At 49.8% G+C, this 11,522-nt stretch carries 10 protein-coding genes; 3 read left to right on the forward strand and 7 right to left on the reverse strand.

Annotated elements, in window-relative coordinates; all coding sequences use genetic code 11:
• Positions 1-2 precede the first annotated feature (2 nt).
• From ACQ4MZ_RS11410 to ACQ4MZ_RS11435, 6 genes are all read right to left on the reverse strand, one after another.
• Positions 3-677, reverse strand: a complete 675-nt coding sequence (locus ACQ4MZ_RS11410) for a hypothetical protein (protein ID WP_430845094.1) — start codon at positions 675-677, stop codon at positions 3-5.
• 235 nt (positions 678-912) lie between these two features.
• Positions 913-2,226 (reverse strand): TolC family protein, encoded by a 1,314-nt coding sequence (locus ACQ4MZ_RS11415; RefSeq protein ID WP_430845096.1) that lies wholly within the window; start codon positions 2,224-2,226, stop codon positions 913-915.
• A 20-nt stretch (positions 2,227-2,246) separates the two neighbouring features.
• On the reverse strand, positions 2,247-2,909 hold the full coding sequence (locus tag ACQ4MZ_RS11420) for an ABC transporter ATP-binding protein (protein WP_015814340.1): 663 nt from the start codon (positions 2,907-2,909) through the stop codon (positions 2,247-2,249).
• 235 nt (positions 2,910-3,144) lie between these two features.
• Positions 3,145-5,553, reverse strand: a complete 2,409-nt coding sequence (locus ACQ4MZ_RS11425; protein WP_430845097.1) for an ABC transporter permease — start codon at positions 5,551-5,553, stop codon at positions 3,145-3,147.
• A 6-nt stretch (positions 5,554-5,559) separates the two neighbouring features.
• Positions 5,560-6,462, reverse strand: a complete 903-nt coding sequence (locus ACQ4MZ_RS11430) for a winged helix-turn-helix domain-containing protein (RefSeq protein ID WP_430845099.1) — start codon at positions 6,460-6,462, stop codon at positions 5,560-5,562.
• A 19-nt stretch (positions 6,463-6,481) separates the two neighbouring features.
• Entirely contained in the window at positions 6,482-6,946 is a 465-nt protein-coding gene (locus ACQ4MZ_RS11435; protein WP_430845101.1) for a hypothetical protein, read from the reverse strand.
• A 226-nt stretch (positions 6,947-7,172) separates the two neighbouring features.
• On the opposite strand from ACQ4MZ_RS11435, the gene ACQ4MZ_RS11440 reads away from it, so the two are divergent.
• From ACQ4MZ_RS11440 to ACQ4MZ_RS11450, 3 genes are all read left to right on the forward strand, one after another.
• Complete coding sequence (locus ACQ4MZ_RS11440; RefSeq protein ID WP_430845102.1) at positions 7,173-8,417, forward strand: MFS transporter; 1,245 nt, start codon at positions 7,173-7,175, stop codon at positions 8,415-8,417.
• Positions 8,418-8,482: 65 nt separating this feature from the next.
• Positions 8,483-8,713 (forward strand): DUF433 domain-containing protein, encoded by a 231-nt coding sequence (locus tag ACQ4MZ_RS11445; RefSeq protein ID WP_430845103.1) that lies wholly within the window; start codon positions 8,483-8,485, stop codon positions 8,711-8,713.
• Positions 8,710-9,051: a DUF5615 family PIN-like protein gene (locus tag ACQ4MZ_RS11450; protein WP_430845104.1), complete on the forward strand. Its 342-nt coding sequence runs from the start codon at positions 8,710-8,712 to the stop codon at positions 9,049-9,051. The genes ACQ4MZ_RS11445 and ACQ4MZ_RS11450 overlap by 4 nt, the downstream gene beginning before the upstream one ends.
• On the opposite strand, the gene ACQ4MZ_RS11455 is transcribed toward ACQ4MZ_RS11450, so the two are convergent.
• On the reverse strand, positions 9,052-11,454 hold the full coding sequence (locus ACQ4MZ_RS11455; RefSeq protein WP_430845106.1) for an ABC transporter permease: 2,403 nt from the start codon (positions 11,452-11,454) through the stop codon (positions 9,052-9,054).
• Positions 11,455-11,522: the final 68 nt, after the last annotated feature.

Consider the following 11,522-nt stretch of genomic DNA (forward strand, 5'->3'; position numbering starts at 1 on the left):
GATCAGTTTTTAGGTTGGATGTACCGGGCAATGCGGAGAGAGAAATAGGACGGAAAACTGGTGGTCAGGCCCGTTCCGAATTTGAATTGCCGGTCAGCACCGTCATAAGAAGGCTGATAGTTGAAATTGAGGGCGAGAAAATTGGTATACGCCTCTATCGACCACTTCTTGTTAGGAAATGTGTAAACCACACCGGGTTTTACACTCAACCCATATTGCCAGTAATCGCTTTTGCTGGTGGACGGTATTAGCCCTCCGTTTTTGGTTTTCGACCAGGAATAGGTCGGTCCTAATTCCCCATGGACAAAGATGGCCCACCGGTCGTTCAGAGTGTAGTATTGTCGGATGAATGGAAGTAATTGCAGAGATTGACCGAAAGACCTGACCTCGTAGTCAAGTGGGCTTTGGTCATCCTTTTGGTAGCTCAGACTGTATCTTAATCCGACTCCTAGCATGGTTTTACCGGAAACAAACCAGCCTATCTGTGCTTCGGGCATAACGGAAGGATTGCTGGTTTTGCGGTTATGAACATTACTGCCATCTTCCATATCATGGAAAAATTCACCGCGGAAATTAATCGTCGCGCCCCAATATTTCACGCCTTTCTGCAACTGCGCCTCCGCACTTCCTGCCAGTAGCAGCATTCCCGGCAGTAACAATAGAAAAAGTTTTTTCATGGTCCATAAATTTAGTTTGCACCTAATTTACGCACCATAATGTAACCACCCACTGATTTAAATTTATTTAACAAAAAGAGGCAGCCAATGCGCCTGGCTGCCTCTAAGAATTACCGATACCAAATTTAACCTAACAGTCTTTAGGGCTTTAAGCTGTAAGCCTTAGGCTATAAGCTGATCTCCCTTTTATGTCTTACTGCTTACAGCTTAGAGCCTAAAGCTTACAGCCTACCGCCTAAAACACCCCTTGCCAGTTGCCCTGACGGTAGTATTGCAATAATCTCTGTTGCATCAGGTAATCATATTTTGCCTGAATAGCGATACCTTGGGCTTGTGCGAGTTTCGCTTTGGAGAGGGTGTATTCGAAAATACTGGCTACACCCGCATTGAATTTGCTCTCCACCACCGCGAATGCAGCTCCGAGTGATTCGACCTGGCCTTCTGCAGCTGCATGTTTGTCGGCCATGGCGTTCAGGTTTAGTACAGCGGTTTCAATTGCCTGGCGGAGCTGCTGGTTGGTAATGTCCAACGTGTTCTGCGCCTGGCGCTCCTGCACTTTCGCCAGCTCCACGCGTGGCCGGGTAACCCAACGGCCCATGATCGGAATGTTCAGACCCAGGTTAATATAGCCGTTGCGTGTCGCATTCAGCTGTTTGAAATAATCGAGGTTGTCGTTTGTCGACGCGTAGAATGCCCGCACATTCGTACTAAGGTTCAACGAAGGATAGTTCAATGCCTTAATCGACTTCACCAGGTACTTGTAGCTCTGGCGGTTCAACTCAGCGCTGCGGATTTCCGGGAAAGACTTGGATGCATTCTCGTACAGTTCCGTAGCATTGGCAGCCGCGGGAGTAACGCTTTCCTTGGGTAATAGCGGCTCGAATTCCACATTGTCATCCGGCGTGATATTCATCCGCTGAAACAATGCAAGCCGCGCCGTACGGTAATTGCTAAGTGCCGTTACCTGCAAATACTTGTCGTTCGAAAGCTGGGCTTTGATCTCGGCAAGAAGGTTGTTCCCGGCTGTTCCAGCGTTTACCTGCTTCTGTACCTTATCTACCTGTTGCTGCGAAGAAGCTACCTGCTCATTGGCAGCTTCGAGCAATGCCTTGGTTGCGAGCACATTCACGTAGCCTTGCATGAGCAGGATGGTTTGCGCATTCAGCACGGCTGTGCGGTTTTCCATCGCCGACTCTTTCAGCAATGTCCCCTGGCGGGTCTGGTTCTGCAACTTTCCGGCCTGGAAAACGGGCATTTGGAACCCCGTACTGATCGCATTGTAGCTGTAAAGCTGGTCTATATACGTATTGGTGTACTGGTCGATACTGCGGCCGAGGTTAAGGCTTTGGTCTGCCGAAATGTAGATCTGAGGGAAGATCTGTGATTTTGTCTGCCGTAGCTGTGCCTGCGCCGCTTCCGCCTGCAATGTACCCTGCTGGTAAATGAGGTTGTTTTTGGCCAGCAGGTCCACGCAATCGGCGAGGCTCAACTTGGATTGCGCCTGACCGGGTAATGGCAACAGGCAGAAAAGTAAAATAAAACGTTTCATGGCTAATAGATTGAGTTAGGTTACGCCAGCCATCCGTCCTTCAACCGGACAATCCGGTTGCCGTAACCTGCATTGGTTTCCGAGTGGGTTACCTGAACGATGGTGACTTTATCTTCCTGGTTAAGCTTTTGAAATAATTCCATGATCTCGATCGCCTGTTCCGAATGCAGGTTGCCGGTCGGTTCGTCGGCGAAAATCACTTTCGGGTTGTGTACGATCGCCCGGGCAACGCCTACCAGTTGCTGTTGGCCGCCCGAAAGCTGGTGCGGGAACAGGTCTTTCTTCGCAACCATATTGAAGCGGTCGAGCAGTTCCGCCACCCGGCTCTTGCGCTCCGACGACGATGTGCCTTTGTACAAAAGCGGGGTCTCGATGTTTTCATAAACCGTCAGTTCGTCGATCAGGTGATAGGCCTGGAACACAAAACCGATGTGGTGGCGGTGCAATTCGGTACGCTTCTTCTCGGAGAGTTTCTGAACCGGCTCGTCGAGGAAGAGGTATTCACCTTCGGACGGCTCTTCCAACAAGCCCAGTATATGTAACAAAGTGGATTTGCCGGAGCCCGACGGACCCATAATCGACACAAATTCACCTTCTTTAATGTTCAAATCAATGTGGCGCAATACGTATGTTTTGCCAAAACCTGCCGGGTAATATTTGGATATCTTTTCTAACTGGATCATAAAAATTGGATGTTTGAGATTTGGTATGTAATTACGGACAACCTGTTTTAAAAACAAATGCTTACATCCTCGTCTCTTATGCCAGTCCTATTTTAAAAAGCCTTGCCAAAAGTGTAAATAATTGATTTTCATGTTGTTTTAAAATGATGCTAACGGGCGTGCGTCCGATACCGTACAAAATGTGTACGCAATCGGACGCGTTCGGAACCTGGGACTTGCCATTGTGAAATGGACGTTATTCGGACCTTAAAACCTTCACCGGATCCGCGGCGGCGGCACTCAAAGCCTGGGCGAATACAGTAAACAATGCCAGTCCCATTGCCACGGCTCCCGGGCAGACATACATCCACCATTGCAGGCCGGCATGGTAGGTAAACTGACCAAGCCATGATTGCATCAGGTAGTGGCCCGAGATGGAAGCGATGAAAAAGGCAATAAAGATGATGTGGATGAAGTTTCTGGAAAAAACCAGCGCAATATCATAACCCGTCGCACCCAGCACGACCCGTATGCCCGTTTCGCGCCGGCGTTGCGTGATGGCAAGATGCGTGAGACCGAAGAGTCCCAGGCTACAAATGACCACGGCCACTATGGTCGCCACCGTGATGATCTGCTGCCAGCGAAGTTCGGTTGCGTAGGCACGTGCGTTAGCGTCGTGCAGGAAGGTGTAGTCAAAAACAGCGTCGGGTAAAATCTTTTTAAACGTCGTTTTAAGCTTACTAATGGCATATAACTCCCTGTTTTGGGCGATTTTAATCCATAGTTCCCCGCCTCCGTAATGTGTGCTCATAGGCATAATCATAGGTCGGATGCGCTCTTTGAGCGAGCTGAAATGAAAGTCACCGATAACGCCGAGGATGGTCAGGCCCTGCTTTCCAAAATAATCGTCGGGCATTAACGTCTTCCCGACCGGGTCGGTAATGCCTGCTTTTTTGATAAACGCTTCATTGACCAATACCCCGAAAGTTTCGTCGGAAGCGAAAGCGAGGGAGAAGTTGCGGCCTTGAAGCAGCTTCATTTCAAGCATCGGAAGATAATCGGCATCGATCGTACGCACATTTGCAAGAATTTTTTGCCCCTTCACCACTACATCACGGTTGCCAAACTCACCCGCAAGCGAGATCGCCCCGAATGCAGGGTCGCCCGCCAGCTCGTTCCGGAAGCGCTTGTGCACCCGCTGAACATCCCGCACACCGTGAATGGCTATTTTGACGATCTGATCAGGATTATAACCCAGGTTTTTGGACCTGATAAAGTGCATTTGCCTGTAAAATACCATACTCGCGATGCCCAGCAGCATCGCTATCGCAAACTGGAAAACCATGAGCACATTCCCGGTCGGATTTTTACCGGCAAGCGAGGCTTTCGAATAGAGCGTTTCAACCGGATTTAGCCTGGAAATTAGCCAGGCGGGATAGAGTGCGGCGCAAGCGATGTTTATCACGAAAATAAATGCCAGCCAACCTGCCGTTTCCGGGCTCCATAGCCGATTCAGTGCGATTTGCTTTTGAGATAAGTGATTAAATGCCGGCAGCAGTAACATCACGAGTATAAATGCAAGAACGATTGAGATCCCTACCAGAATAGCCGATTCGCCGAGAAACTGCACGACGATCGCTCCGCTGCCACTTCCGGTGGCCTTACGTATCCCGACTTCCTTTGCACGCTTCATCGAAGAAGCCATGTGAATGTTAATAAAGTTGATACTGGCCATGATCAGGATAAAATCGGCTATGCCGATGAAAATGTAGGAATAAACAGGCCTGCTCGCGTTCATAATGCCGGATTCACCGTTTTGGTTGGGAATTTCCTGCGTATTCAGGTGAATGTCGGTCATTTTTTGTAAGCCATAGGTAATGATGAATGCTTCGGGATGGTCTTTTCGTTGGGTTTGGGATAATGCGCCGGCTATGTGGTTAAATTTCCGGATAACCTGATCTGGCTGGGCATCGGGGCGCAGCACGACAAACGTTCCCAGATAGGCATTCAGCCAGCTCGCGTCGTTGAACGATACTTTCATAAACGCAAATGGAAAGAGGATGTCGAACTGAACCGAGGAATTGGCAGGCGGATCTTCTGCCACGCCCGTAATGACCAGCGGTTTCCCGATCCGCATTGCCGACGGGTCGGCGTCCATTTGCAGCAGCTCGCCCAGCACATTGGTGCGGTTAAAGAATTTCATCGCTGTACGTTTGGTAACGACCACCGAATTGACGTTTTGCAACGCGGTACGGCCATTGCCATGCAGTAACGGAAAGGTGAACACGTCAAAAAAAGAAGCATCTACAAAAAGCAGCTGTAATTTGAATGCATTGTGCCCGTGCCGCACATCTCCGTGGATGTCCCCGCCCATGACGCGCGCATAACGTGTGATCTCGGGTATCCGCGCCTGAAATGCCGGGCCCTGTACCTGGCCGGTACCACCCGAAGAAATGAGCTCGCCGCGCTCCCGGTAGGAACTGGTAATGCGGTAGAGATGGGGATTATGGTGATGAAAGCCGTCGAAACTGCGTTCATCGGTGATGTAAATGGCCGCGAAGAGCATACTGGCGGTGCCAATTGCCAGACCGATGACGTTGATCACCGCATACAGCCGTCCCTGCCAGAGCTGACGCACTGCTATTTTCAGAAAGGTTTTGAACATGGATTTTCAGGAATGGACTTCCATTTTGTAGCCTACGCCGTGAATGGCGGTGATTTTAACTTGCGGATCGGCGGCCAGCATTTTGCGGAGGCGCGATACGAATACGTCGACGCTCCTTCCCACGGTAACACCTTCATCTTCCCAAACCGATTTTAAAATCGCATCGCGTTCCAGGACCTGGTTGATGTTTCGGGCGAACAAGCTAAGCAGCTTTGCTTCGCGGAACGTCAATGTCAGGGTGGATTGGCTGTTGAAGAGTGATTGGTTGGTGGTGTCCAGCCAGGAGTTACCGAATGCAATGCGCGAATGTGAAGCCGGCGTATTTTGCGGTACATTTTCCGGTGTTTTTTTGTGCCGCGACCTGTTCCAGGCGATAAAACCCAGCCCGGCCAGCGTACCGCCCACTGTGATCAGCAGCCAGGTATTGCCGGTAGCCTGGGGTTTGGCGGCTTCCGGCGTGAAGCGGACTTGCAGCATGTAGCAGCCCGCCTCGCGCGAGCGCCCTCTACACGGCACCCCGCCGGGTTGGTTCAGGTCGAAGAACTGGTATCCGAGACTTACTTCGCCGGTTTTGCAATTCAATACGGCGACACTGTACGGCCGGTCGATATGATAGGAATCGAATGAACGTTGCAATGTTTCGGGTAGTTTGTCATAGTCGAACATATGGTCCATTTGCACCGAAAACGTGTTGGCATCCGTTTGCTTCACCGGCGGGATCTGTGAGAGGGAATCTCCATTGGCTCGCAGCAGTAGATCGACCGTCCGCCGGAGCGACAGGTTGACATTTTCAGAAAAGCGAACGGCGTCGCTGTTGGCCATGAGCGGACGTCCCGCACATATGCATGTTACGAGCAGGAACCCTGTGAAAACCGCTTTGAAATACCGCATCATAAAGCCTCGGACCAATCATCAAATTTAACGAATTTCAGCAATTGTCCTTTTTCTGTTTCGAAACATAAAACCACTGGAATCGCGGGATGATTTGCGTCTTTTTGATAATTATAACTTTTCTCGCAGAGGTATTTTGAGGTTTGACGGGATCGATAATGAGCTGGTCGCCGGCCTCGGCGAATTCCAGAATATCGCGAATTTCGGAGCTCCATACTGCAAAGTTGTGTGCATGGGATTCGGGATTGACGATCATGCCGCCGCGTTTCAGGTAAATCAGGAAGGGTACGTTTGCTTGCTGGCCGGAAGCCGAATTACTTTTTACGAGCGTCAGCGTACCCCGGGTGACGTGTGCAAACTGCTCTGGCGAGATTACGCGACCGTTTACGAGCAGGGTATTTTCGTCAGACGAACCGGCAGACTTCGGCAGCGCCACCGTGGCTTGCAGCGAGTATAACAGGACCGTTGCCGGGAAGATGATTTTGATTGCTTTGAAGTTCATATCTAAATGTGTTTTGATGATTTTGACTGCTGGCCAAAAGTACCGATGACCGTGGAGCACGCGAACAAATGCTTGTAAAACAATGTAAACGAAATGTAAAACATTGATTTTGGCACTTTAACAGCCTTTTATAGGATTGGGTCAGTAAAAGGCATTAATTTTCAGTTAAAGCAGAACATTCTTTTACGGCACCGATGTTACTTTTTTACACCACCCAAACACTCACTTGAAAACAGTAGCATCCAACGATCCTTACGCAGCGCTCCGCTATTCTGATTTCCGGTTTTTTGTATCGAATTCCTTCCTTTTCTCTGCCACCATCCGCGTTCAGGAAGTGATCGTGGGTTATGAACTGTACAAAACCACGCACGATCCGCTCGCATTGGGCCTCGTGGGACTGGCAGAGGCGATTCCGTTCATTGTTACTTCGTTGTTTGGGGGCTATGTGGCCGATCAGAAGAACAAGATCAGCATCATGCATATTAGTCTGGTGGTGATCTTGCTAGGGTCCGGGATCTTGTACACCGCTTTTCAGCCGGGTATTTATAACAAGCTGGCGGAGTGGCAGCATCTGGCGGTCATTTATGCTGTTTTTGGATTAATAGGTTTTGCAAAAGGCTTCTACTCGCCTGCTGCAAGCTCACTCAAACCCTTCCTTGTACCGAGAACGATCTACCATAACTCATCTACCTGGAGCAGTTCTTTTTCGCAGGCAGGCGCCATTATCGGCCCGGCTGCTGCGGGTTTTATGTACGCTTACCTTGGGCTTACCCAAACATTGCTGATCGTCATCGTCAACTTCGTGGTTTGCTGGGCTTTGCTGGGCATGATCAAAACGCGCCCGGAGTTTCCGAAGATTGTCACGCCGATCATGGAAAGCCTGAAAGAAGGTTTCAAGTTTGTCTTTAAAACGCGCATTGTATTCTATGCCATGACACTCGATTTGTTCTCGGTGCTTTTCGGCGGCGTAATTGCTTTGCTGCCCATTTTCGCCGAGGATATTCTGAAAGTCGGGCCGGAAGGGCTTGGTCTGCTGCGAGCGGCACCTTCCATCGGCTCCATGCTGACCATGTTCGCGATGGCTTATTTCCCGCCTACGCATAATGCGTGGCGCAACATGCTTGTGGCAGTAGCGGGCTTTGGCATATTCACACTGGTGTTTGCGGCTTCTACCAACTTCATGCTCTCCTGCGGCGCACTCTTCGCGACCGGCGTGTTCGATAGCGTCAGTGTGATCATCCGTCAGACGATCCTGCAAATCTATCCTCCCGACGAAATGCGCGGCCGTGTGGCGGCCGTCAACGGCATATTTGTCAGCTCCTCGAACGAACTTGGCGCGTTCGAATCCGGCGTCATGGCCAAGGCATTCGGTACTGTTCCCTCCGTCATGATGGGAGGCGTGCTGACGCTCGTTGTCGTCTCCTGGGTGTACTTGCGTTCGAAGGATTTGTTTTCGGTTAAATTGAGTTAGTGAGTACTTTGGTTTATGCTGTGGTAAATCGTTATTTTTGTTAAGCATCAGACAGACTACTCAGTATGTATATCTACAAAAATATCATAACGCTGGAACCTGGGAAAAGGAGTGGTAAGCCCTGTATCAGAGGTATGCGTATCACAGTCGAAGATATTTTGCGCTGGCTGGCCTCGGGGATGTCATTTGATGATATTTTAGAGGATTTCCCTGAGTTGACCAGAGAAGATATTACTGTTGCCTTGGAATTCTCCGCGGACCAACTGAAGAGGACGCTTTATGACGTTGCTGCATGAAGGTTCTGATTGATCAGAATATCTCACAACGGATTTTGCCATTGCTGGCACATCAGTTTGATACTTTGAACCATGTACGGCAGTTGGGTCTTACAGACGCAGATGATTACGAGATTTTTATGTTTGCCCGCGACAACGGTTATCAGGCGGTGATTACAGCGGATGAAGACTTCATCAAACTTATCAATCAGTTTTCACAACCTCCTAAAATTGTCTGGATCAGAGCAGGAAATTGTTCCACAAAAGTACTTTCAGATCTGCTCCGTGAGAAAGCGCAAGCGATCAAAGACTTCGTACAAAGTGCAGATTTTGATATTTACGAAGTCTTTAAATTCTAACTAGTCATTCTTCAAACTCTCAACGGGATTCATTACCGCAGCCTTGTACGTCTGCACACAGACGAGCGCGGTGATCATCATTCCAAAGATCGTCGCGATGCCCGCAAATACTTCCCATCCGATTTCTGTGCGGTAAGCGTAAGTTTTCAGCCATCGGTTTCCCAATAGCATTGCCAACGGAAATGCGATTAATAAGGCTCCGGCCAGGATTGCCAGAAATTCTTTGAGAAAAAGCATTACCACGTGCGCGCTGGTTGCACCCAGTACTTTGCGTATCCCTACCTCGCGGGTGCGGCGGGCGACATTGAGTGAAACCATTCCGAGGATGCCCAGCAAGACGATAACCACTGAAAGAAATGTCGCGACGCGGGAGGCCTTTTTAAGTTGGATTTCAGATCGATATAATTTCTGCAGGGTTTCATCCATAAATACGTATTCGAACGGGGCATCCGGCATGAGTTCGCGCCATTTTTGCTGGATTGTGGCCATAGCGTTGCCAATATTACCAGGGTTGAGGCGTATGCTCAGGTAGCGGTAGGTATTGGTGCCCCGGACGTCGGCGAACACCAGTGGCTTAATGGCCTGGTGCATGGATTCGAAGTGGAAATCCTGCGCCACGCCTACAATGGTTAGTGGTTTTGGATAAAAATGTACCCGTACCTGCTTCCCGAGCGCCTCGTGCGCGCTTGCATACCCGAGGGATTTGACACCCGTTTCATTCATGACGATGCGGTCGGGTTGGTAAGCGGTGTTCGCCGATTGTAAGAACTCACCGGCTATCAGTTTTATATCATATGTTTTGGCATAGGCGACATCCGTGCGTAGTACGGTGGTCAGAACAGCTTCTGTGGAATCCTGACCGGGTTTGTAGAAGCCAAAATAGCCGCCATTGCCGTTTGGAATTTCGTAGGAAAGTGAAATGTGCTTGATCTCTTTCAGGCGGGAGAGTCCGTCGCGCACCCGTTCCATTTTAGCCTGCCCTGTCGGCGTCCAGTCGCGCGGGACACCGAGGGTTACCATTGATTCTTTGTTATACCCGAGATTTTTATTGAAAAAGTAATCGACCTGCCGTGTCACAATGCCAGCCCCGGCAAAGACAAACAATGCGATCACGAACTGTAATGCGATAAGCGAGCGACGAAAAAGGATATTGTCCCGGACGGATTTCAGTTTTCCCTTCATCGATTCCACCGACGGAATCCGCGAGAGCACCAGTGCCGGGAACAAACCGGCCAGCAGTCCCACCAGTATGGAAATAAATATCGGGGCTATCAACAAATAAGGTGGCAGTGACCAGAGCGACGCTATTTCCTTGCCCAAAATACCACTGAAAAATGGTCGCAGTAGCACATATAACGCCAGCGAAATAAGCATCGCCAAAAGTGCGAGGAGGACAGATTCGGCCAGAAACTGCCCGATAAGCTGCTGTTGGAGGCTGCCCAATACTTTTCGCACACCTATCTCTTTCAAACGGGATGATGAGCTGCCGATGGAGATGTTTACGAAATTGACAATTGCCATCAGCAAAATAAACAGTGTAATACCCGAAAGCGTCAGGAGCATTTTGTTGACGATCCCATTGTTTGCTTCGCGGTAGTACTCGCCGAGTGGGGTCAGGTGTATTTTCAGGTTGGTCCGGATGGCCTCCGGTGCATTTGTCGCGAGCTCGCGGGCGATGGGTTTGGCGAGGTCGGCGGGTGAAACGCCATCTTTTAGTTCGATATAATTAACCATAAATGCAAAGCCCCAGTTATCCTCCGAGCCCTTGCGCCCTTCAAGGCTGCTGAATGGAAAGAAAATTTCCGCCCCGGTATTCAACAAATGGGTTACGGAATTGAAGGGAGGGTTTTTCATCACCGCAGTAATCTGATACTCCTGCTTGCCGCCTGAGAAATTGTGCAGCGTAAGCGACTCGCCTACGACGTCTGTCCGGCCGAAGTATTTCATTGCCTTGTTTTCGGTGACTACGATCGAATTGGGCGCATTCAATGCAGTTTCTGCCTGCCCGTACCGGAGCGGGAAACCGTACATAGCCAAGAGGGTCGAGTCTCCCGTCTGCACATCCTCCCTGAAATGCTTGTCGCCATGCGATACGGCCACAGTAATGGCGTCGTAGCGGTAGTAGTTTGCAACCAGATTGGGGTAATCGGTTTTCAATGCTTTTCCAAGCGGCCCCAGGGTGGTGAGATCCAGTCCCATATTCGGGTCGGTCCACTGGCTGCGGATGATGTACTGGTTCTTTGCATTCCGGAGATCGGCATTCACGCGAAGCTCGCCCCAGATGTAGCTCATCATCAGGAACGAGAACGTCATCCCGACGGTAAGACCGAGGATCGTTATCAACGCATAAAAGCGGCGTTTCAGCAAATTACGCCAAGCGATTTTGAAGTAGTTTTTCAGCATGTTTCAAAACTAGTAGTTTATCAACTGGCTGACTGTCAGTGGTAGTTTGTTTAACGTTTTTTAACAGT

This window comes from Dyadobacter sp. BHUBP1, from assembly GCF_050587785.1.
Lineage (GTDB): Bacteria > Bacteroidota > Bacteroidia > Cytophagales > Spirosomataceae > Dyadobacter.